The organism is Acinetobacter sp. 1130196 (assembly GCF_000588095.1).
In the GTDB taxonomy this organism is placed as follows: domain Bacteria; phylum Pseudomonadota; class Gammaproteobacteria; order Pseudomonadales; family Moraxellaceae; genus Acinetobacter; species Acinetobacter nosocomialis.
In genome coordinates this window covers 52,965-77,180 of record NZ_JFWX01000010.1, presented here as the reverse complement: position 1 = coordinate 77,180, position 24,216 = coordinate 52,965, and the positions used below count along the sequence as shown (strand labels likewise).

The window sequence follows — 24,216 nt, the reverse complement described above, 5'->3', positions numbered from 1 at the left end:
CTTTTCCAGATGTTTCAGTTTATTTTGTAAATTTTTCAATTAAGAATGGTACGAGTTCAGCTAGCGCAACTTGTGTCTGCTCAGCTGTTGCCAACTCTTTGATAGCAAGCTGCTGTGCTTCCCATTCACGTTCACCCAAAATCATGGCGTAAACGGCCCCAGCCTGATCAGCCTTTTTCATCTGACTCTTCATGCTGCCTTGTGAACCAGTTTTAATGCGAATGTTACTATTTGCAGCTTCTAACTGATCACGTAATTGTTCTGCCAAAACTAATGCTTTAGCTTGATAAGCTGGCTCTGCTACCAAGAAAACTTCACAATCACGTACAATTTCAGCTTTTTCAACTTGCTCAATCAGAAGCAATAAACGCTCCATCCCCATACCGAAGCCAACAGCGGGTACAGATTGGTCTGCCTTACCTTTTAGCTGACCAACCAAGCCATCATAGCGACCGCCACCACACACTGTACCTTGCGACCCAAGTGCTGTTGTTGTCCATTCAAAAACAGTTTTATTGTAGTAATCTAAACCACGAACCAGTTTTTGATTAATTACAAATTTAACGCCAGCAGCAGTCAAATAATCTTGTAATTGTTGAAAGTGGTTTAGACTGTCTTCTTTTAAAAAGTCATTTAATTTCGGCGCATTTTCCAAAATTTTCTGAGTCGATTCAATTTTAGAATCTAAAATACGTAATGGGTTTGTTGTTAAACGGCGCTGTGAATCTTCATCCAAAGCATCTTTATGCTCATTTAAGAAGGCAACCAAAGCATTACGATATTCTGTACGTTCATCTTTTTCACCTAAAGTATTCAGCTCAAGTTGAACCATATGCGCAACGCCCATACGCTTCCATAACCGAGCTGTCATTAAGATAACTTCAGCTTCAATATCAGGAGTTGCCACACCAAAAGTTTCTACACCAAACTGATGGAACTGACGATAACGGCCTTTTTGTGGTTTTTCATAACGGAACATAGGTCCCATATACCACACACGTGGCGTAGCACCACGCAACAAGTTATGTTCAACCAACGCACGTACACAACCTGCTGTTCCTTCCGGACGTAAAGTCAGTGACTCAGGTGGGTTTCCTTTATCGAAGAATGTATACATTTCTTTTTCAACGATATCGGTTGCATCACCAATAGCACGTTTAAACAGTCCCGTTTGTTCAACGATCGGCAAACGAATTTGTTGGTAACCATAAGCATCCATTAACGATGCTAAATGCTGCTCGAGACGTCTCCACGCTGCTGTTTGCGTTGGTAAAACGTCATTAAAACCTTTGATTGCGACAATTGAACTCATGATGAACTACGAATAATTTCTTTAGATTTAGCTTCTTCAAGCTCTTGAACACGTTGACGAACCATACTTTCGATTTCATCAACCAATTGATTGGTATCAATTAAATGGCTTTTCTCACCATTGCGATAAACCAGTGAACGAGGCGCAGCCCCAACAACCCCGATATCTGCTTCTTTTGCTTCACCTGGGCCATTTACCTTACAACCAATAACTGAAACATCCATTGGCGTACGTATATCTTCTAGGCGCTCTTCTAAGGCTTGCATCACCTGAATCACGTTAAATTCTTGGCGAGAACAACTTGGACAAGCAATAAAGTTAATACCGTTAGAACGTAGGCCAAGCGATTTCAAGATGTCAAAACCGATCTTGATTTCATCTTCTGGTTCAGCAGCAAGCGAAATACGCATGGTATCGCCAATACCTTCCATCAATAATCCACCAAGAGCAATCGCTGATTTCACAGTACCTGTACGGTAAATACCAGCTTCAGTCACACCAAGGTGCAATGGATTGTCGATTTGCTGAGAAAGCAAACGATAAGCATCCATGGTTAAAAACACATTTGATGCTTTTACGCTGACTTTAAACTCATGGAAATCTAGACGGTCTAAAATATCGATATGACGTAAAGCTGACTCAAGCAGTGCCTGCCCTGTTGGCTCACCATATTTTTTCTGTAAATCTTTTTCTAGAGAACCCGCATTCACACCAATACGCATAGAAATACCGTGATGGCGTGCCGCAGCAACAACTTCACGAACTTTTTGATCTGAACCGATGTTACCCGGGTTAATACGCAAACAGTCTGCACCATAGTCTGCAACTGCCAAGGCAATTCTATGGTCAAAGTGAATATCAGCCACTAATGGAACTGAAACACGTTTGCGGATCGCACCAAAGGCTTCAGCTGCTTCCATAGAAGGAACTGAAACACGCATAATATCTGCACCTGCGTCAACACAACGCTCAATCTGAGCAACAGTTGCATCGACATCGCAAGTTTCGGTATTTGTCATACTTTGCACGCTAATAGGTGCATCGCCACCGACATAGACCGAACCAACACGGATTTTACGTGTTGGTCGACGTTTAATTGGGTTCTCTATCATTGTATCGCTCAACTCATGGTATTAGCGGGATAAACGGAATTCAGCTTTACCGTTTACCGTATATGGAGACAATGAAATCTGTTCTTGGTTTAGACTTAATGACACAGCTGTTGCATCATCAAGACGAATCTGGAATGGAGACTCACCATTTAAGGTTAAAGTCGATGCCTGACGACCCGTCGCTAAAACCTTGCCTGTTGCATCTACAATATGAACAGAAGTTGGACGGTTAAAGTTTAACACCAATTGATCACCCGCTGTTGCAGAGGCACTTCCTTTCATAGGTAAAACTTCAACATTAGACTGATTGGCTTTTGGCACATCAGCTTCTTCTTTGTTTGAAGTCCATTTTTGGACACCCATCACAATCAATGACACGACAGCAATAATCAAAATCGCAAGTAACGCACGCTTTAACCATTTTTTGTTACGATCACTATTAGAACCCGGTAATTTACCCATGATTTTAATTGGTGAGTTGTTTAAAGCATGATTTGGCAAAAGACCTGTATCGTTCGCATAAATTTCATCAAAACGCTGAATAATTGCAGTTGCATCAGCATTTAAATATTTCGCATAAGAACGATAATAACCTTTAATAAAAGTTGCTTCTGGCAAAGATTTATAATCGTCTTGCTCTAACGCACTTAGCGTTTTAAGCGGCATATTTAAATCTGAAGATACTTGCTCTAATTCTTTTTTCTGAGAAACGCGAATTTGACGTAAATACTCACCAGGACGTTGAATATTTCCTAAAGCAGAAGTCGGTAAGCTTGAGCCAGTTGGCTGCTGTGAATTAGGATTTATTTCCATACGGCCTCAGTACTATACTGTAATTGCAAATAACGTTGATATTCTGGACTTTCCGGGAATAAAGCACGTAACTGGTTTACTAAAACTTGCATTCCCATTTTATCCGCATTGGCTCGAGCCACTCTTAAACCAATCCAAAGTGCGCGAGCACCCTGATTTTTCTGCCCCACTGTACGAACGTATTGTTCATACATTTGTGTAGCAGCCGGAATCTGCTGCTGCAAATAAAAAATTTCTGCTAACTCTAACATTGAAATGTAAGAATCGCGGTTAGCAAGGAGTGCTTGTTTGAATGTTTTTTCAGCACTCGCAATATCACCTAATTTTAAATAAATCCGCCCTAGATTTTCTAAGGCTTGATAGCGTTGATCATAACCTAATGTTGCACCAGCAATACGGAATTGCTCAATGGCATCATTATAACGCTCCATTTGGTACAAATACGTACCATAATTATTACGCGCCTGAGCATTATCTGGCTCAGATGAAATTGCACGTTTAAAATAATGTTCTGCTTTTTCTAAATTGGGTTTACTGCCTTCTTGTTGCAATAAAATGCCCATCATCATATTTGCCGTTGCATCACGGCTATCGACACTTAAAGCTTGGTCAAGGGAACGCTTTGCAGAGTCCAAGTCACCAGAACGAATGTATTCTGCGGCAAGCTGCGTACGCACCTTAACTGCTTTTTCCGGGTCCTTTTTAAGCGTTGGCGAAGACTGACAACCACTGGCCAGAAATGCAACAGCAACCCCCATACATAACATGATCTTTAACTTCGGAGTACTCAAAGTCTGCCCTCAACTTTATCCTTGTGTACGTAAAATCTCTTGTCGCTGCGCTACTTTCTTTTGCCACTGCTCAGCACGGCGCGTACGGTCAGCAACTTGACCCACTAACTGTCCACATGCAGCGTCAATATCATCACCACGTGTTTGACGAATCGTACACACAAATCCGGCATCAGACAAAGTTTTTTGGAACGAGATAATACGATTTCGACTTGAGCGACCATACGGCGCATGAGGGAATGGATTAAATGGAATTAAATTAATTTTACTTGGTAAGTTTTTAAGCAACTTAAGTAACTGCTGTGCATGTTCAGGCTGATCATTTACGCCTTCTAACATCACATATTCAATAGTCACATGTTTACGCGCACTTTCATTACCATCTTTGGCAATATAACGCTGACACGCTGCAATCAACTGAGCCAATGGATATTTTTTATTAATAGGCACAAGTTCATTACGTAGTTCATCGTTTGGTGCATGTAAAGAAATTGCTAATGCAACATCAATATCTTGTGCAAGTTGGTCAATTTTCGGTACAACACCAGACGTTGACAAAGTCACGCGACGTTTTGACATGCCATAAGCAAAGTCATCAAGCATAATGTGCATTGAGCTTAATACAGCATCATAGTTGAGTAATGGCTCACCCATACCCATCATCACCACATTAGTTACTGAACGCTCGCGCTCGGCAACAGGCACTTCTTCCATATAAGAATAGTTTGCCATCCAAAGTTGCCCAATAATTTCATCTGGCGTTAAATCGCGCTGAAAGCCTTGCTTACCTGTTGAACAAAATGAGCAGTCTAATGCGCAGCCCACTTGTGAAGAAATACATAAGGTTTTGCGTGAACCAGTTTTATCTTCGGCAGGAATTAATACAGTTTCTACTAAAGAGCCAGAACCTTCACCTACGCGAAACACCCATTTACGTGTTCCGTCTTTTGAATAATGACGGTGAACAACTTCAGGGGCTTTAATTTCACAAATTTGTTCAAGCTTTGCGCGCAATTTGCCTGAAATATTGGTCATTTCAGCAAAATCAGTGACAAAATATTGATGAATCCATTTCATAACCTGCCCGGCACGAAACTTTTTCTCACCAATATCTTCAAAGAATTTTTCTAATTGAGCGCGTGACATGCCGAGTAAATTCACTTTTTCGGCAGCAGGCGATGCTGGCGTGGACGAAGATTGCTGCTGTCCATCAAGATTTTCAGATGAAACGACCACTGCAGAACTCATGTGTATTTACCTAAACCATGTCAAAAAAAGAATATATTGTTCAAGAATCAAACAATATGCTCTTAAGAGAATAAAAAAACCAGATAAGTAGTATACCACTTATCTGGTTTGAATGCTTTCGATTAACGAGTGCGTGGGCAGATCTCGTTGTCAGCAAAGAAGTAAGCAATTTCACGCTCTGCAGAAGCAACTGAGTCAGAACCGTGAGCAGCATTTTCGTCGATGCTTACAGCGAAATCAGCACGGATAGTACCAGGAGCCGCTTCTTTAGGGTTTGTAGCACCTAAAATTTCACGGTGAGCAAGAACTGCGTTTTCACCTTCAAGAACAGATACTACAACTGGACCAGAAGTCATGAATGCAACTAAGTCACCAAAGAAACCGCGTTCTTTGTGCTCTGCATAGAAACCTTCAGCATCAGCTTGAGAAAGGTGTTTCATTTTAGTCGCAACAATTTTTAAACCCGCTTTTTCGAAACGAGCAAAAATTTCACCGATGTGGTTTTTAGACACAGCATCTGGCTTTACGATAGACAAAGTACGTTCAATTGCCATGAGTGGCTCCTTTATTTTAAGATTTAAACTTTAAAAAATTTGCCGCATTATACCGATGTCATAGGCAATAATCAGCTTTGAATGTGTAAAAGTTGCGATTTTTTCTACTGTTTTTAGCGAACTTCATCTAACCAAGCCATTTGGATGGCTTCTAGCAATCCTTCGGTTGATTTATTTGGGTCATCACTAAAGTCTGGTAACGCACATACCCATGCATGTAAATCAGTAAAACGAATCCATTGCGGATCAACTTCTGGATGTGCTTCTGACAATTCAATGGCAATATCAATCGTATCTGTCCAACGTAAGCCCATAGCGGCTCCTATCTGTTTAATCTGCTAAATCACGAACTGTGTACTTTAGCAAATCCACAAACGTAATCGATAGCTTAAGCTGATAAAAATTACTGTTCGTTATAAAGCAATGCCCAATAATGGCGCGACAAAAATAATCAGACTTGCTACTGCCGCACCAATAAGTGCGCCTACAATCACATCACTTGGGTAGTGAAGTCCAAGCACCATACGAGACAATGCCACAAGCACCATGAATGGCAACATGGCAGCTAGCAACACAGGCTGGATATAACCTAACACAATTGTCACCATCACTGCATGTAGCGTATGGCCTGATGGAAAACTAAAGTGATCAAGTGGTCTCTCCCCAAGCACAATCACCTGATGTACTTGGTAAGGGCGTGGACGCGTAGTTTTATGTTTTAAGAATTTATAAATTGCTGTTCCGACTGAACCGCCAAGTAGCAAATAGATAATTTGCAAACTATAGGTAATGCCATGCATTCCCCATACAATTGCCAGCATGAGGTACCAAAATGGCCCATCGCCCGCACGGCTAATAATTTTGAAAAATAAAGCTACACGCTGTGAATGGGAAAAATGATTGAGGTATAAACAGCCTCGTAAATCTAGATCGAGTATTTTTATTTTTGCATTCTTTAATTTCATGGTTGTTCTCCTATTTTAGGATACTTAGGTGAAGTCCACCGAGGATTCCTTCACTACCTGATAAAATGCCTGTTCTAATTGCTGTACCGGAAGTTGCCAACCGCTTTGCTGTACTTTACGACAGGCTTGTATGCCCATTTCTCTAAGTTGTTGTACTGAAGGGAGTTGATAAATTTGTTGTATAAAATGGTTTTTCTGTCCAAGTGGACTTAACCAGCCACTTACGTTATGGACTAAATATTGATGTGCACATGCATAATCATACGCGATAACAGGCAAACCGCTTGCCATTGCCTCTAAAACTACGTTACCAAACGTTTCAACCTGACTCGCAAATACAAAGACATCAGCACTTGCATATGCTATTGCTAAATCTTGTCCACGCAAACTACCCGTAAAAATGACATTTCTCGCTTCAGGTAATACTTTTAATCGAGCAAGATCTGGGCCATCTCCTACCACCACAAGTTTAGTTTTATGTTGCTGCATATTTTGCATAGCTGCATAGCTTTCAACAATCAATTGAACTTCTTTTTCTGGTGATAAACGCCCTACATACAGCATGACACGAGTATCGGCATCGGCACCCCATTGCTGGCGTAAGCTTTCTGAACGATGTTTTGGTGAAAAGCGTGTGGTATCGACCCCTCGTCCCACCACAACCAGTGGACAGGTAATACCAAAACCACGTAAAGCTTCTTCGGTATCTTTACTTGGCACACAAGTCACTTGAGTATTGTTATGAAACCAGCAAAGATATTTTTGAATTGGCTTAACTAAAAAAGCCAAATCAAAGAATCGGCTAAAATCTTGAAATGGTGAATGAAAGCCACTAGAGACCGGAATATCTTTTGCTTTTGCAGCTTGCATGGCAGTTAAGCCCAAAGGCCCTTCTGTCACGATGTGCACAACATCTGGCGCAAATTTTTCAAAAGCTTTTGAAACTTTTAAATATTGGGGCCAACCAAATTGCAGAGTTGGATATTTAGGAATAGCCTGTGACATGACGAGACATTCTTGCTCTGGTAGAAAATCATGACACTTGGCTTTTTGTTCTGGGCGAACCAGTAGAATTTTATGACCTTGTTTTTGCAAACCTTGACATAACTGTAATAAGGAAAGCGCTACACCATTAATTTCTGGTGGCCATGTCTCTGTCACAATCGCAATTTTTAAACGAGGACGAACCAACCCGTGGAGTTGGTGCAATTCCTGAGTATTAGACAACTGCTGTTTTTGTTTAAAATAGAAGTGGAAGCTTTCAGGGAGTTGCTGTTGTTTTAATAGTGCTGTCGCGTATGAGCCTTGCATAGCGCCATCCATCAATGTATTTATTTTCATGCTTAAAGATTAAGCAGCTTTCTTGACACTTTGATGATAAATGCATGACAGTTTACTGACATGAAAAATTAAAAAAGCACGCTGAGAACAGCGTGCTTTTTTATAAACAGACAAAGAACTTAACGGTTCTGCAATTTTGCATAATCCATAAGTACATTTGCTGCTTCATTCACAAATGTTTCTTCTTCTGGTAATGCAGGACGTTGGTTGGCTTTCATTTTGGCACGAGATTCAGCCAATGCATCTAAGGAAGCCTGATAGCTTTCCCAGTTAGCAAAAGGTTTTTGACCTGTCGCTACACGGCGTTCATTTTCAGCATCTAAAGTTTGCTTTTCTAAACTCAGAAGCTCTGCGCGGCGCTTATCAATATCAAGAACAACTTGTTTCTGATCGCTAGTCACCTTTGCGATTGCCGTACGTTTATTTAAATATTTAAACTGCGGATCGACTGCTACACGTTGCTCTGAAAGTTGAGACAACTTCGCCACATATGGCTGAACAGAACCTTCACGTTTAAATGGTGCAGTTGGAATCGTATCCCACTTTAAGGCATTTTTCGATTTACGCTCACCAAACTCTTCGTTATAAATATCAACAAGCTTAATGTCTGGCACTACACCTTTGTTTTGCGTACTACCACCGGTAACACGGTAGAATTTACGCTGAGTTAAGGTTGCTTGACCATATGCCAAAGTATCAAGTTGGACCTGAGCTGTACCTTTACCTGTGGTTGTACTACCAATGATAATGCCACGCTCATAATCTTGAATTGCAGCAGAGTAAATCTCACTTGCAGATGCCGATGCCAAGTTCACCAATACAGCGAGTGGACCTGTATAGATTTGCTGACCACCATCGTTGTCTTCAAATACACTTACATTGCCATTGCCGTCACGAATTTGCACAACCGGACCTGACTTAATTACCTGTCCAAGCATACGTGCAACTTCTTCTAATGAACCACCTGGGTCATTACGCAAGTCAATAATAATACCTTCGACTTTCTTAGCTTTTAATGCCTCAAACGCATTTGCAGTGTCTTCAGAAACTGAACGATATTGCTGACCAGCACGACGTGAACGATAGTCGAAATAGAAAGATGGAATTTCAATGACACCTAATAGATGTTTTTTACCATCACGTATTACTTCAACTGTACGTGAACGGACGCCCGCATCTTCTTCTTGAATGACATCACGTACCAAAGTCACATTGCGTGCTTGGCTCATTGACGCACCAGCACCAAGAAGTTTCAGCGTTACTTTTGTGCCACGCTTACCACGGATCAACCCAACAATTTCTGAACTCGACCAGCCGACCACATCAATCATTTTACCGCCCTCTTGAGCGACACCAACGATTCGGTCTCCTGATTTCACTTGACCAGACTTACTTGCCGGGCCACCTTCTACAATGGTTTCAATCTTGGTGTAATCTTCATTGCCACGCTCTGGACGAATCGATACCCCAATACCTTCAAGTTGTAAGGTCGTTTGGCGGTTCAGTTCTATCGCATCAATTGGCGGATAATAGTTACTATGTGGATCATAAGTCGCCAACATTGCATTTAATGTTTTATCTAAAACATCGTCGCTTTTCACACGGCTAATTCTTTCAAGCTGACGTGTATAACGCTTGGTCAAAGTCTGAGCCGGTGTTAAATCTTCTGGGCCTGTTAAGTCTTGACCATCAGCAAGTGATGGATTTTCTTTTAATGCCTTTTGTTTCGCCTGCTCTTCTTCACGGCTAATCGTTAAATTAATTAACTGCGAAACTAACATTTTACGCCAGTGATTTTGCTGCTCAGCCGATGTTTTAAAATACGGTGCTTTTTCGCGATCTACTTCAATAAAAGTATTTGGCTGTTTTAAATTTTGTGGTTTCTTTAACTCAGCAAGCATGAACTCATAAAATTGTTTTAAGCGTTCACGATATTGCTGGTGAATAGCAAACGGTCCAGTTAAATTCCCCGCTTTTAATGAAGCACCAAAATTTGAACCATAGAGCTTTTTATAATTTTGAACTTCAGCGTCTAAAAATAATGAATGGTCTGGATCAAGACTATCTAAATACATATCGAGAATACGGTTAGATGTATTCGCATCCAAACGCATATTTAAATAATGTTGGCGATCAACTAAAGTTGCCAGTTGACGAGCCACCAAGGCCTGCTCTTGCGTTGGCTGGATCGATTGAGAAACAGCAGCTGTATTGGTTGCTGCTCTTGCTTCGTTCATCGTATGAGAGAAGAATAAACCGCCAGTCGCGATTGCTACTGCACAAGCTATAGTTTGAAGTTTCATAAATTCTTAATACTTCCTTGGGTGTTCGTATCTTACACGCTCTGTTTTCGATATGAACTAAGCAGATTCAACATCTTAACCAACTAAATTGTTTATACCGTGTAGTTTTATCATATTCTGTACTGACAAAATGTAGCAAATCATTGCAAAATTCGCTTATTGTTTTTCAATCAAAATTCAAATGGAACCAATATGATTGGCGCGTTGATGCTGGACATTGCCGGCACAGAACTTACTAAAGAAGATATTGAACTATTACAAGCTCCGCAAGTCGGTGGCATGATTTTATTTGCACGAAATATTGAATCACCACAACAAGTCCGTGCTTTAACCGACCATATGCGCCAAGTTCGCCCAGATATTTTAATTGCTGTCGACCAAGAAGGCGGCCGTGTTCAACGTTTAAAATCTGGCTTTACGCTATTGCCAGCCATGGGCCGCTTTGGCGAACTCTATATTACTCAACCACAAAAGGCTCTAGAACTGGCTGAACAGTGTGGCTGGTTAATGGCAACTGAAGTGTTAGCTGTGGGGATCGATTTTAGTTTTGCACCGGTTCTAGACCTCAATGCGATTAGTGATGTGATTGGTGACCGTGGCTTCTCTAAAAATATTGAAGATATTGCTCCTCTTGCTGGTGCATTTATGCGCGGCATGAAAAAAGCCGGCATGGCAAATACTGGTAAGCACTTCCCGGGTCACGGTTCGGTCAAAGCCGATTCACATGTCGCAGCCGCAATTGACAGCCGTAGCTATGACGAAATTTACAACCATGATATGCAAAGCTTCATTAAGCTTATGCCTGAGCTCGATGCGCTCATGCCGGCACATGTAATTTACGACAAGGTTGACCCAAATCCGGCAGGTTTCTCACCTTTCTGGATTCAAGAAGTCCTTCGTAATCGCTTGAAGTTTAATGGCGTACTTTTCTCTGATGACTTAAGCATGCAAGCTGCTTGTGTCGCTGGTGGTGCAGATGCGCGTATTCAAGCAGCTCTGGCAGCTGGTTGTGATATGGGACTAGTGTGTAATGACCGTAGTGCAGCATGTACAGCACTCGATGGTATTGCAAACTTAGCGCTACCAAATCAAGAGCGTTTAGAACGTATGCGTGGTCGAATTCCACAAATCCAAGTTGGTGAAATTTTATCACTTGGAAATGAATGGCAAGCTGTCAAAACAGCCATTGAAGAGTTTAAGAATTCGATTTAAGTTAGTAAAAATTTTAATTGGCTACAAAAACCTATTCACTATCTGATACGCGGTTAAGTCATACGCAACCTGCTCATCTGCTGAAGGATATTGATTGCTTCAATATATTTGATAGATGCAGAAAGTGAACAGGTTTTGCGTATGACAATGGTTTTGGTTACTTTTCCCGAAAGAAAAGTAACTCCAACTGAAAGTTCATCCCAGAATGCCAACCTAATTGACAGGACTCCGTCATGCAGGTTCATTCACCATCAATGCATTAGAACCTCTTCATTGTTATTAATAATGAAGATCACACAAAAACAATAAATCGAGTTCAGGACGAATGACACAACACCTTTCAAAACACCGCCACATTTCTTTTACAGCCCACTATACAGGCTATATCTGGTATCAAATGGGGATCTCACACGAAGCACTTGCTACGAGTAAAGGCAAATCTTTGGCATATTTAGTTCACCCATTAGAATCTTGGGCAGAGAAATATGTCGGTGGCAGTATGCGCACGACGCTTAAACAGCGCCATACCATGCTTGATCATGATTTAGAGAAGTTAATTCAAGAAAATCCTGATTTACAGGTGCTTGAAATCGCTTGTGGTTTATCACCACGTGGTTGGTGGTTTAGGCAGCATTATCCTTCTATTAGCTATCGAGAGCTTGATTTGCCCGATATGGCTCAAACAAAACAAAATGCACTAAAACAAATTGAAAAAAATGCACCTGAAATTTTATCGGTCGATTTATTTACCGAGGCTTTCGCACAAGCATTTGAAGTGTTTGACCCTAGCCGTCCATTGGTTATCATCAGTGAAGGTTTAATTAACTATTTTGATAAAGACTTATTAAAGCAACTGATCCAATCCATTGCCCACTATGGTGCTTCTTTTAAAAAGCTTCATTATTTAACCGACCTGTATCCTGAACCCGTTAAGAACAAACTCGCAAGTATTATCTGGAACAGTAGTAGATTACTTAAACTTATGTCTCGAAGCTCATTTAGTTTTCATTTTAAGACTCCACTAGAAGTGAAAGACTTTTTTAAAGATGCAGGCTTTAGTCAAGTTAACGTTGAACAACCTCAAATATTCTTCGGACAAGTTTCTAAAGAGAACGATGAAGAGCATTTAGGTGACTTAGTCTGGACTATCCATGCTCAATTGAAATAAAAAAAGAAGTCTCAATATTTTTGGGACTTCTTTTTTATAAAAAATTAAACTTTATGCTGCTTGCTTTTGGCGGGCAATAAAACGACTTAAACGGTCAGCAAGTTCGAAACTGCCATGTTTAAATAAAGCACGGATTCCTTGTTCAGTAGCTTCAAAGATTAAACATTCAATCGAAAAAGCACCCTCTTCATCTTCTAAATATATTGCCAGATCCCGTGGATGTTCATTTACAAAGTCGAGCTGTTTCACATCATCTAACTTCAAATACATTCCAAAGAAAGTCACATCAACAATCGTCACTGGCACCTCTGTTTGACATTCACGGTGGCTCAGTTTCGTTTTAGGCTGGAGAACTGGTATACGCTCTTCACCTCGGCGTTCCATGTTTTGCATTTGCTCACGCGTCATTGGAATAATGCCATCCAGATTTTGGATAGATTCACCCTTCAAAAATGAAGTGAACAAACTCATAGTTTCTTTACGGCGCTGAAGCTGTGGCACATGATCTGCGTTAGCAATTAGAGCAAATTCCATATCCGGACATTGCAAAGCAAAATTGGCATTTTCATGAGGCAAAGTAAAACTATCGTACTGCCCTGCTGCGACCAGTGTTTTACACTGTGGAATCGGTACATCTGTTAAGCGTAAAAGTCGATTACAGTTAATGTCATAACGTTCACGCTCGGTCCCCGTAAACTCAGCCATTTGCCTAAAAAATAATTTTTTAGCTGTCGGTGACATACGTGTTTTATCTAATTTGGCATGATTCACCAAATATAGAATCACCGCTTGTCCAAACTCTTCCATGCGATTTTCTTGCATGAGTTTGAGTGATTCTTCCAAAATCATCCGCCAACTTTTACGGGTCTTTTGCATGACACCCATTAAAATCATACGGTCCATTAAATCTGGACGGTGATAAGCAAAACAAGAAGCAACAACTGAACCCAACGACATTCCCATTACAGAAACTTTTTGAATTCCCACAATATCTAACCAGCGACCTAACATTGCGGACAAATCAGGTAGTTCTAATGTTCCAGCAGAAATTCCGGTATCTCGATTGGTAATTTGTTGATTTGCGCCCATAGATGGCAAGTCGATTAAAATGACCGGGCCACTTTCAAACAGTTGCTCAACACAATATTTATAAGAGTTAAAATTTTGAAAAGCACCACCAACAATCACAATCGGTGTTTTGTGAATGGTTTTTGGGTCTGCAATCGCCATGTATTCAATTTTCCAACCGTCAATCCATGTCGTACGAGCTGGCTGTTTAAAACTATCTCTATGGTAGATATCGAAAAACCCAAAACCGGCATAAGCTTGGTTTATCTCCGAATCCATTTGAATAATGGAATTCATATCCTTGCTTCCTCCTTGCTGTAATTTTTTTATGCTGCAAGAGTTCCTTCTTGAACATGTAATCTTTTATGCACAAATCTTTAAAATTTGTATTAGTTTGTGTTGCACAAGTCCATTCTAAACAATTGTCTGAAATATACGCAATCGCTGAAATGACCACTCATCTTGTTTAAGCCGCGAATAGTTTGCAAAATATTTAAATGTTTTTTTATAGCGGTCACATTTTTCAAAAAAAGCCATTCATTGTTCCGCATTTGACTGCTACTATCGTAGTCATTGGTAAATGATTAAAAACTGCTATGCAAGATTCAATTGAACAATACATGCAAAAAGTCGGGCAACAAGCACGTGAGGCTTCACGTGTTTTAACAAGTGCTTCGACTTCGCTTAAAAATCATGCACTCTCTGCTATTTACACTGCTTTAGAAAATAATCAGGCAGCGATTTTGGCGGCGAATCAACTCGACATGGAAAAAGGCCGTAGTAACCAACTTGACAGTGCCTTACTTGATCGTCTTGAACTTACGCCCGCACGTTTTAAAGGGATGTTGCAAGGTTTAAAAGATGTGATCGCTCTCGTCGATCCAATTGGGGAAATTACGGATCTTGCATATCGCCCCACAGGCATTCAAATTGGGAAAATGCGTGTGCCTTTGGGTGTAGTAGGTATGATTTATGAATCACGCCCAAACGTAACACTTGAAGCTGCCTCGTTAGCGATTAAATCGGGCAATGCCATTATTTTACGTGGTGGTTCAGAAGCACTTGAGTCAAACAAAGCAATCGCAGAAGCAGTTAAACATGGTTTAAAAGTTGCTGGTTTACCTGAGCACTCAGTACAAGTGATTGAAACTTCTGACCGTGCGGCAGTTGGTCACCTCATTACCATGGCTGAGTATGTAGATGTCATTGTTCCACGCGGTGGTAAAAGCTTAATTGAGCGTGTGACCAACGAAGCCCGTATTCCTGTGATTAAGCATCTTGATGGTAACTGCCACGTGTTTGTAGAAGCACAAGCAGACTTGCAAAAAGCATTACCGATTACTTTAAATGCCAAAACTCATCGTTACGGTGTTTGTAATGCGATGGAAACACTGCTTGTTGATGAAAAAATTGCAGATGTTTTCTTACCACGCATTGCTGAACTTTATGCTGAAAAACAAGTTGAGTTACGTGGCTGTCCAGAAACACGTCGTATTTTGGGTACGACTGTCAAACCTGCAACAGAAGAAGACTGGTATACCGAATATTTAGGACCAATTCTTGCAGTTAAAGTGGTTAGCGGGATTGATGAAGCAATTGACCATATCAATAAATATGGTTCGCATCATACCGATGCAATTGTGACTGAAAACTATACTTTAGCTCGTCAGTTCTTGGCTCGCGTAGATTCAAGCTCTGTCGTAGTTAATGCCTCAACTCGTTTTGCCGATGGCTTTGAATATGGTTTAGGTGCTGAAATTGGTATCTCAACTGATAAAATCCATGCACGCGGCCCTGTTGGCTTAGAAGGTTTAACTTCTCAAAAATGGATTGTGTTAGGTGACGGTCAAATTCGTCAATAAATCCCTTATTTAAATAAAAATGCCTGATCCATATCAGGCGTTTTTATTTTGTTATTTCCCATAAAAAAGCCAGCCCGAGGGCTGATTTTTTTAATCGTATATCAATTAGAAAATAAAGTCGGTATTCACAAACTTCGAATAGTGCTCAGACACCATAGAAGCCAGCATACCTTTACTGTCATCAGTCTGTTTAGCCGCAATCATAGAGCGGATCGAGAATGCACGAAGCGCATCATGCACAGACAGTGTACCTTCTGCAGAATCTTTACGACCACCAAATGGGAATACATCAGGACCACGCTGACATTGACAGTTGATGTTTACACGACAAACTTGATGTACCAGTGTATCGACCAAATGACCAATTTGCGCTGGGTCACTACCAAAAATACTCACCTGCTGACCATGATCAGAAGTAGTGACATAATCCAATACAGTTTCAATATCATCATAAACAGCAACTGGTACCACTGGCCCAAACTGTTCTTCGCGATATAGTCTCATCCCCTCAGTCACTGGATAAACGACAGCTGGATAGAACATGGTTTTGCAGAATTCACCACCTTCCGGATTAACCACTTTAGCCCCTTTAGCTACAGCATCTTCAATCACTTCAGTCATGTAGGCGGTACGGTGCATACCCGGTAACGGCGTAATAGAGACGCCTTTTTCCCACGGCATACCTACTTTCAGTTTAGCCAGCTCAGTCGTTAAACGATTAACAAATTCATCGGCTATTGAGCGGTGTACCATGAGCATTTTCAAAGCAGTACAACGCTGACCATTGAATGACAATGCACCCAGTAGACATTCTTTCACTGTCAGGTCTAAGTCAGCATCCGGCAGAATAATGGCTGCATTCTTCGCATCCAACCCCAAAATCGCACGCAGACGATGGGATTTTGGATGTTGCTTTTTCAAATGATCAGCCACTTTACTAGAACCAATCAGTGCCAATACATTAATTTGCCCTGACGCTAATAAGTGAGGCACTACCAGAGAACCTGGTGCATAGATAGTATTGATTACGCCTTTTGGAAATGAATCTCGGAATGCCTCTAGCAATGGTTCAAATAGTAAAGTTCCAAATTGAGGTGGTTTAAAAATAATGGTATTACCCATTAGCATAGCTGGGATGAGGGTTGCGAAGGTTTCATTCAGTGGGTAGTTGTATGGTCCCATACACAACACAACACCTAATGGAGTACGACGAATTTGACCAATAGTACCTTCAGCAATTACAAAGCGAGAGTTAGCATTATCCAGATCTTTTAAAGCATCAATGGTTTGACGCATATAGGTAATAGTACGATCAAACTCTTTCTCTGAGTCAGCCAAGCTCTTGCCAATTTCCCACATGATCAGCTTAATAATCAGATCTCGTTGCTCTACCATGCGCTGAATGAAATTCTGCATACAAGCGATGCGCTCACCAACTTTCATCATTGGCCATTCGCCGCGACCATTGTTGTAAGCCCGTACTGCCGCTTCCAGAGCTTCATCACTTTCTTTTTCGCCCATGACTGGATAACTACCAAGTTCAACTTGCTGTAGGCTACCGTCAGACTGCTGAATCCAGATCGGAGATAATGTTTTCTTGGTTGGACCAGCCCATAGCTTCAACTCACCGTCCACCAGTGAGACACGTTGATGAATTTGAGATGGCAGACGTACACTTTCAGGAATACTGTCCACTACTGGAAATTTATGCTGTAAATTATTTAACTGATTCATTCTTCTTAATACCTTATTCTTTGTATATCTTTTTATATCTACCGAGCTTTCGCTGTAATCAGGTCTTATTCGGGTCAATACTACTATTATTATCAGTACTCACCTTGCTTGAACCGTAGATGCAAGGTGAATATCTTAAGGCTGTGATAGTTTCGATATTTTCTAGATGAATTTACCCCCGACACACACTATCAGTCACCCCTAGCTTCTGGATGACTTGTTCAATGATCTGTTCTGGTGTGAGAGCAATATCAATTGCTATTGCCTCATTCACATCAGGTTCTTCTAATGTATCTAGTTGAGTTTGTAACAATGCCGGATCAAAAAAATGACCAGATCTTTCTGCAAGTCTTTGCTGTAATAGTTCAAAAGAACCTTTTAGATATACAAACTTAACATTCTGGTCCTGCCCTCTTAAAATATCGCGATACATCCGCTTTAAAGATGAGCATGTAAACACAGCTGTTTCACCATCTCTTTGTTTTGTTTCAATTGCCTGACGAATGGCTTGCAACCATGGCAAGCGATCTTCATCAGTTAAAGGAATACCTTGGCTCATCTTGCTTTTATTTGCAGCGGAATGAAGCGTATCGCCATCAAGAAACTCACAAGCCAAACGCTCTGATAACAACTCACCAATGAGGGTTTTCCCTGTTCCACAGACACCCATAGCTATCACAATCATGGATTACCTACCTCTAATTACAAAACAGCGCTAAGCAACAATGTGAAAGACAAACCAAGTACTGAAATAATTGTTTCCAGTACAGACCAAGTCTTCAGTGTCTGCCCAACTGTCATTCCAAAATATTCTTTGATTAGCCAGAAACCAGCATCGTTTACATGCGAAAAAATTAATGATCCTGAACCTGTCGCTAATACTAAAAGTTCAGGTCTAACAACTACCCCTGCCGCCGCCGCAATAGGTGCAACAATGCTACAAGCCGTAGCCATCGCAACAGTAGCCGAACCTGTCGCCAAGCGTATAAGGGCTGCAACAAGCCATCCTAACAACAATGGTGAAAGGTTTGCTTTTAAGGCAGTAGATACAATTTCATTAGAAATTCCACTGTCTCTTAAAATACCGCCAAAACCGCCACCAGCACCAACAATCAACAAAATACCGGCAATTGAAGCCAAGCACCCACCACAGAACTTTTCGATTTGTTCACGGTTGAAACCCTGCATGGTGCCGAAAGTAATAAAGCTGACCAAAACAGCAATAAGTAATGCAATATCAGAAGTACCAATAAAGCGTAATAACTCATTTGGGAAAGTTTTTGGAGCAAAGAAAACATCTGCCCAACTACCAACTAGCATCAATGCAACTGGCAGCATGATCGTAAATAAGGTAATACCAAAACTTGGTAATTCACGTGTCTTGTTAGCATCTGCTTCAACAAACTGCTTTGCTAAAGGATTATTTTCAGGCAATTTGACATATTTGTTGATCCATAATGCATACAATGGACCTGCAACAACCGCTGTCGGGACACCAACCAACAAACTGTACATAATAGTTTTACCGATGTCGGCGTGGTAAGCCTGCACCGCGAGCAAAGCTGCTGGATGTGGTGGAATCAACCCATGTACGACCGATAAACCTGCAACCATAGGTAAACCTACAACCAACAATGATTTACCTGTGCGTTTAGCAATGTTGAAGGCAATTGGAATTAGAAGTACAAAACCGACTTCGAAAAATACTGGAAGCCCCACAATTAATGCAATGAACATCATGGCCCAGTGAATATGTTTTTCACCAAACCATTTAATTAAAGTAATTGCTATTCGTTCTGCACCACCTGACTCGGCCATCATCTTGCCAAGCATGGTTCCTAGCGCAATCACAATCGCAAGGTGACCTAATGTTTTACCGGTACCAGCCTCATATGATTTAACAATCCCATCCATTGGCATGCCAACTGCAAGAGCTAAACCGAGAGAAACAATAATAAGAACTAAAAAGGGGTAAATTCTAAACTTCGCGATCATAACAATCAAAGCAACAATCGCGATTAAAGTATAGATAAGCAACATGCCACCCTGAACGGTCTCCATGTGACACTTTCTCCTTGGAATAATGCTATCTAGGCATACTGCCCAAACGAAGCTCTTCAACCAGAGATATACTCATTGTTGAAGCACTCATTTTTTATATTTTGTATGACTGGCATCCGCCAGTCACCGCATCACAAAAAATCTAAAGCACCTAAAAGATACTTTAGATTTTCAAACCACAATTACTTTCGTAAAACTCACAACTGACTTGCAATTTGGGCTAAACGGGTAATTTCAGCCCAATCTTGTGCAGCGACAACAGGTTTAGGTGTTAACCATGACCCACCTACACACACGACATTAGGCTGCTTCAAGAAATCTGGAGCCGACTCCGCTGTAATTCCACCTGTAGGACAAAAACGTAAGTTTGGAAATGGCCCATAAAATGCTTTTAGCATCTCTACACCACCAGCCTGTTGAGCAGGGAAAAACTTCACAATGTCGTAACCCAATTCAATCGCTTGAATAAGATCACTCGGTGTCATTACCCCTGGTAAAAGAGGCAAGCCCGCATCTTGCGCAGCCAGATGCAAGTCTTTAGTCAAACCCGGAGATACCCCAAATTTAGCACCTGCTTTTTTAGCTTGAGCACAATGCTCAGGCTTAGTAATCGTTCCTACGCCCACCACAATGTCATCTGCTAACTGAGACGCTCGCTCAATAGCAGCCAAACCAGCAGCGGTACGTAAAGTAATTTCCAGTACTTTTACACCACCAGCATGCAACGCACGTGATACATGCTCACCTTGTTCAGCAGAATCAAAAGCCAACACTGGAATTACTGGGCCTAATTTGACAACATCTTCAATCTTGCTCATTACTTTGTAATTCCTTCGTCTCAAATATGCGCTTGTGGCTCTTCGCCAACAAGTGCACCAAACACAGATGCACCATGCTCAGCAGGCGCTGCTGCTGCACGGAATACACCAAATAATTCACGTCCAAAACCGACTTCGTTTTCAGCCTGATGTTCTGGCTGTGCAACAGGGCGTGACTGCCAAGTTTGTTCATCTAACTCAATATCGAGTACGCCAGCTTCAGCATCAATGATTAACATATCTCCGGTTTGAACTTTTCCAATCGGACCGTTTAATAACGCTTCTGGAGACAAATGAATGACTGCCGGTACTTTGCCTGAAGCACCAGACATACGGCCATCAGTCACTAATGCAACATGGAAACCTTGATCCTGTAAAACACCCAACACAGGCGTTAAACGGTGTAATTCAGGCATACCATTCGCACGAGCACCTTGGAAACGAACCACCGCAATAAAGTCTCGGTGTAATTCACCACGATCAAACGCCGCTTGTACCGCTTCTTGCGAGTCAAATACGATTGCAGGTGCTTTCACTTTACGGTGCTCTGGCGCAACCGCAGAAATTTTAATAACACCACGGCCAAGGCGACCTTGCATTAAGCGCAAGCCACCATCTGGCTGAAACGGCACATCAATGCTACGGAGTACTTTGTCATCAAGGCTTTGAACCACACCGTCAACCCAAGTGAGCTGACCGTCAATCAATTTCGGTTCTTTAGTGTAGTGCTGTAAACCTTTACCAGCGACTGTCGTCACATCGTTATGTAGTAAACCAGCCTCAAGTAAGTTACGAATAAGGAATGCCACCCCACCCGCTGCTTGGAAATGGTTTACATCGGCTTTACCATTTGGATAGATTTTTGCGAGCAATGGAACAACAGCAGACAACTCATCAAAGTCATCCCAGTCAATTAAGATGCCAGCCGCACGTGCAATCGCAATAAGATGTAAGGTATGGTTGGTTGAACCGCCTGTAGCCAGTAAAGCTACAATGCCATTGATAATGGCTTTTTCATCAATAACATGACCAATTGGCGTGTAGTTGCCTCGCTCAGCAGTTAAGTCAAGTACACGTTTAGCAGCTTCGGCAGTAAGCGCGTCACGTAGTGGTGTGTGAGGATGAACAAATGCAGCACTTGGCAAATGTAAACCCATCACTTCCATCAACATTTGGTTACTATTGGCAGTACCATAGAATGTACATGTGCCCTGCCCATGATATGCAGCAGACTCAGCTTCAAGTAAGGCATCGCGACCTACTTGGCCTGTAGCGAATTGCTGGCGGATTTTAGCTTTATCATCATTCGATAAACCGCTGCTCATTGGACCTGCGGGTACAAAAATAGTTGGTAGATAACCAAACTGTAAAGCACCAATTAGCAAGCCTGGCACAATCTTATCGCATACCCCGAGACACAATGCAGCGTCAAACATATTATGAGAAAGTGCAATCGCTGTACTCATTGCAATTGTTTCACGTGAAAACAATGACAATTCCATACCGGCATTACCTTGAGTAATACCATCACACATTGCCGGTACACCACCAGCAAACTGTGCAACGCCGCCATTTTCGCGAGCAGCTGTTTTTATAATGTCAGGGAATGTTTTATATGGGGCATGTGCCGAAAGCATTTCATTATAAGAAGACACAATACCAATATTTGGTTCACGCCCCACTTTAATAATTAATTTTTCATTATCTTCCATGCCGGCAAATCCATGAGCCAGATTGGCACATGAAAGTGCTCCACGAGCTGGAAATTTGCCTTGAGCATGTTCAATACGTTGTAAATATGCAGAACGAGTTTTTTGGCTACGCGCAATTACACGTTCGGTAACTTTTGCCAATATTGGATTCGGCAAGTCCATGCTGGACGCTCCTGTACAACCGGATAAGCCGGAACAATAAAAATAGACCAAATGATATATTTCATCATCATTTGATAAGGGGGAGGAACAATATTATTAAGGCAAAAAGCGACATGCAAGCCCTAGACAACTTTACGGTAATACCTGAGCATGAGTATTAAATACAAATTATGTTTAAGTTTTAAACAAGAAGCTGGTTTTATTTTTGACTATATTTACCGGTATATTAGCCTCTAATAACTATGAGAAAATTCTCATAATATCAAAATAATAAAATATCTTTATAAATGTATTAACACAGTTTTTTTATACTAAATTTTATAATAAAAATGTTTATGATTTATTCATTTTAACCTATATATAAACGATTAAATCTTAATTTCATTTACGTATATTATTTGTAATATATCCATCGAGCTTGATTAAAATAACATCACTTCTTTTTCTTAAAAAATTTATACCAAATAGTTGAAAATTACATTAAATATAAATTTACTCTTCATAAATATATACAAAAAACTGTTTAATTCATCTACAAAAAATAAATGAATACAGTGGTTAAGCTTTATACTGAACAAATATTAGTTATAAAAAATTTAATGGTCGATAGTGCTTAAGTCTAATGGGCTAAAGTCTATCTTGGACAGAAAAACAACACATGTTAAAACATCACAACCTGCTCTTAGTGCATATTGCAATTAATGCCTTTTGATCAGGAAGTTAGGAAAACTATTTTTAAATCAGGACTTGGGTATTTCAACGTGGCTACATCAGTATTAGTTATTAATTGCGGTTCTTCATCTATTAAATACGCACTGGTTTCAGAGCGTCGTGAAGATCGTATTTATGGTTTAGCAGAAAACTTAGGGGCAGCTGATGCTCGTATTAAAGGAATTACAGTCGGTGGAGAACCGCTAGAGCTTTCAATTCCCTATGCTGACCACGCCAAAGCTTTAGAAACCTTACTTGCACGTCTTGCAAACTATAAACCTCAAGCAATCGGTCACCGTGTCGTACATGGTGGAAGTCTTACTAAAGCTGAATTACTCACCCCTGAAATTATAGAACGTATTCGTGCAGCCACGCCTCTTGCCCCGCTTCATAACCCTGCTCACTTAATTGGGATTGAAGCAACAATGCGCCTATTTCCTGAATTACCTCAAGTTGCCGTATTTGACACCGCATTCCACCAAACCATGCCTGCACATGCATACCGTTATGCAATTCCGAAATTTTTATATACAGACCATAACGTTCGCCGCTATGGCTTCCATGGCACAAGCCATGCTTATGTGTCTGACCGCGGCAGTGAACTGGCTGGAAATTTCCAAAAAGGTGGTTGGCTAACAGCACACTTGGGCAATGGTAGCTCGACTTGTGCAGTATGGAATGGACAAAGTGTTGATACTTCTATGGGCCTTACTCCGCTTGAAGGCGTTGTAATGGGAACCCGTAGTGGTGATGTCGACCCAAGCTTACACAGCTTCCTTGCAAAAAACCTTGGCTGGGACTTAGCGAAAATAGACAAAGTTTTAAATAACGAAAGTGGATTACTTGGCTTATCACAACTTTCTAACGATATGCGTACAGTGATTGAAGCTTCTGAAAACGGCAACGAGGATGCTCGTCTTGCAATAGAGGTATTTAGCTATCGCCTTGCAAAATCACTTGCTGCCTTAAGTTGTGGTTTACCAAGTATTGATGGTCTGATCTTCACAGGTGGTATCGGTGAGAACTCTGCTTATATTCGTGAAAAAACTCTAGCTTATTTACCTCACTTCGGTTTACAGCTCGATAAAGATCAAAATAACAACTTAAAACGTGGTACAGAAGGCCGTATCGATAGCGGTACAGGTCCACAAATTTGGGTGATTCCAACCGATGAAGAAGGCCGTATTGCCAAAGAAACTCGTCAGGTTGTAGACGTTTCACCAAATACATCTCCTGAAGTTAGCCTTGCTTAATTACAGAAGTCAAAGA

General features: G+C 41.0%; 20 protein-coding genes. 4 read left to right on the top strand and 16 right to left on the bottom strand.

What is annotated here, in order from left to right:
- Window positions 1-19 precede the first annotated feature (19 nt).
- The 10 genes from hisS to J671_RS11375 all read right to left on the bottom strand — a co-directional run bounded on the left by hisS (window position 20) and on the right by J671_RS11375 (window position 10,439).
- Window positions 20-1,312 (bottom strand): histidine--tRNA ligase, encoded by a 1,293-nt coding sequence (gene hisS, locus J671_RS11420; protein WP_017393917.1) that lies wholly within the window; start codon window positions 1,310-1,312, stop codon window positions 20-22.
- Window positions 1,309-2,424, bottom strand: coding sequence for a flavodoxin-dependent (E)-4-hydroxy-3-methylbut-2-enyl-diphosphate synthase (gene ispG, locus J671_RS11415; RefSeq protein WP_031982309.1), 1,116 nt, complete (start codon window positions 2,422-2,424; stop codon window positions 1,309-1,311). The genes hisS and ispG overlap by 4 nt, the downstream gene beginning before the upstream one ends.
- Before the next feature lie 21 nt (window positions 2,425-2,445).
- Window positions 2,446-3,237, bottom strand: a complete 792-nt coding sequence (locus tag J671_RS11410) for a helix-turn-helix domain-containing protein (protein WP_002053491.1) — start codon at window positions 3,235-3,237, stop codon at window positions 2,446-2,448.
- A complete protein-coding gene (gene pilW, locus J671_RS11405) occupies window positions 3,228-4,028 on the bottom strand; it encodes a type IV pilus biogenesis/stability protein PilW (protein ID WP_004710659.1) in 801 nt (266 codons plus the stop codon). The genes J671_RS11410 and pilW overlap by 10 nt, the downstream gene beginning before the upstream one ends.
- Before the next feature lie 15 nt (window positions 4,029-4,043).
- Window positions 4,044-5,276, bottom strand: a complete 1,233-nt coding sequence (gene rlmN / locus J671_RS11400) for a 23S rRNA (adenine(2503)-C(2))-methyltransferase RlmN (RefSeq protein WP_002053401.1) — start codon at window positions 5,274-5,276, stop codon at window positions 4,044-4,046.
- 122 nt (window positions 5,277-5,398) lie between these two features.
- Entirely contained in the window at window positions 5,399-5,830 is a 432-nt protein-coding gene (ndk, locus tag J671_RS11395) for a nucleoside-diphosphate kinase (protein ID WP_000963851.1), read from the bottom strand.
- A gap of 113 nt (window positions 5,831-5,943) precedes the next feature.
- Window positions 5,944-6,144 carry a Fe-S cluster assembly protein IscX gene (gene iscX / locus J671_RS11390; protein WP_000524329.1) on the bottom strand — a complete coding sequence of 67 codons (201 nt, stop codon included), beginning with the start codon at window positions 6,142-6,144 and terminating at the stop codon, window positions 5,944-5,946.
- A 99-nt stretch (window positions 6,145-6,243) separates the two neighbouring features.
- Window positions 6,244-6,795 carry a phosphatase PAP2 family protein gene (locus J671_RS11385; RefSeq protein WP_004710660.1) on the bottom strand — a complete coding sequence of 184 codons (552 nt, stop codon included), beginning with the start codon at window positions 6,793-6,795 and terminating at the stop codon, window positions 6,244-6,246.
- Between the two features lie 24 nt (window positions 6,796-6,819).
- Window positions 6,820-8,118, bottom strand: a complete 1,299-nt coding sequence (locus J671_RS11380) for a glycosyltransferase family 4 protein (protein WP_006580432.1) — start codon at window positions 8,116-8,118, stop codon at window positions 6,820-6,822.
- Between the two features lie 137 nt (window positions 8,119-8,255).
- A complete protein-coding gene (locus J671_RS11375; protein WP_006580433.1) occupies window positions 8,256-10,439 on the bottom strand; it encodes a carboxy terminal-processing peptidase in 2,184 nt (727 codons plus the stop codon).
- 192 nt (window positions 10,440-10,631) lie between these two features.
- On the opposite strand from J671_RS11375, the gene nagZ reads away from it, so the two are divergent.
- Together nagZ and J671_RS11365 are read left to right on the top strand one after the other, a co-directional pair.
- Window positions 10,632-11,651: a beta-N-acetylhexosaminidase gene (gene nagZ / locus J671_RS11370; protein WP_031982307.1), complete on the top strand. Its 1,020-nt coding sequence runs from the start codon at window positions 10,632-10,634 to the stop codon at window positions 11,649-11,651.
- A 325-nt stretch (window positions 11,652-11,976) separates the two neighbouring features.
- Window positions 11,977-12,819 carry a class I SAM-dependent methyltransferase gene (locus tag J671_RS11365; protein ID WP_031982306.1) on the top strand — a complete coding sequence of 281 codons (843 nt, stop codon included), beginning with the start codon at window positions 11,977-11,979 and terminating at the stop codon, window positions 12,817-12,819.
- Window positions 12,820-12,870: 51 nt separating this feature from the next.
- On the opposite strand, the gene J671_RS11360 is transcribed toward J671_RS11365, so the two are convergent.
- Complete coding sequence (locus J671_RS11360) at window positions 12,871-14,184, bottom strand: alpha/beta fold hydrolase (RefSeq protein ID WP_031982305.1); 1,314 nt, start codon at window positions 14,182-14,184, stop codon at window positions 12,871-12,873.
- Window positions 14,185-14,483: 299 nt separating this feature from the next.
- Between J671_RS11360 and J671_RS11355 the strand changes: the two genes are divergently transcribed.
- Window positions 14,484-15,749 (top strand): glutamate-5-semialdehyde dehydrogenase, encoded by a 1,266-nt coding sequence (locus J671_RS11355; protein WP_022575781.1) that lies wholly within the window; start codon window positions 14,484-14,486, stop codon window positions 15,747-15,749.
- 105 nt (window positions 15,750-15,854) lie between these two features.
- Here J671_RS11355 and J671_RS11350 read toward each other — a convergent pair whose 3' ends face one another.
- The 5 genes from J671_RS11350 to edd all read right to left on the bottom strand — a co-directional run bounded on the left by J671_RS11350 (window position 15,855) and on the right by edd (window position 22,236).
- On the bottom strand, window positions 15,855-17,483 hold the full coding sequence (locus tag J671_RS11350) for an NADP-dependent glyceraldehyde-3-phosphate dehydrogenase (RefSeq protein ID WP_002053334.1): 1,629 nt from the start codon (window positions 17,481-17,483) through the stop codon (window positions 15,855-15,857).
- A 172-nt stretch (window positions 17,484-17,655) separates the two neighbouring features.
- Window positions 17,656-18,168, bottom strand: coding sequence for a gluconokinase (locus tag J671_RS11345; protein WP_006580438.1), 513 nt, complete (start codon window positions 18,166-18,168; stop codon window positions 17,656-17,658).
- Window positions 18,169-18,185: 17 nt separating this feature from the next.
- Window positions 18,186-19,544 (bottom strand): gluconate:H+ symporter, encoded by a 1,359-nt coding sequence (locus tag J671_RS11340; RefSeq protein WP_002053229.1) that lies wholly within the window; start codon window positions 19,542-19,544, stop codon window positions 18,186-18,188.
- Between the two features lie 197 nt (window positions 19,545-19,741).
- Complete coding sequence (gene eda / locus J671_RS11335; protein WP_002053427.1) at window positions 19,742-20,362, bottom strand: bifunctional 4-hydroxy-2-oxoglutarate aldolase/2-dehydro-3-deoxy-phosphogluconate aldolase; 621 nt, start codon at window positions 20,360-20,362, stop codon at window positions 19,742-19,744.
- Between the two features lie 20 nt (window positions 20,363-20,382).
- Window positions 20,383-22,236 carry a phosphogluconate dehydratase gene (gene edd, locus J671_RS11330; protein ID WP_006580441.1) on the bottom strand — a complete coding sequence of 618 codons (1,854 nt, stop codon included), beginning with the start codon at window positions 22,234-22,236 and terminating at the stop codon, window positions 20,383-20,385.
- 761 nt (window positions 22,237-22,997) lie between these two features.
- Between edd and J671_RS11325 the strand changes: the two genes are divergently transcribed.
- On the top strand, window positions 22,998-24,200 hold the full coding sequence (locus J671_RS11325; protein WP_022575785.1) for an acetate/propionate family kinase: 1,203 nt from the start codon (window positions 22,998-23,000) through the stop codon (window positions 24,198-24,200).
- The last annotated feature ends 16 nt before the right edge of the window (window positions 24,201-24,216 follow it).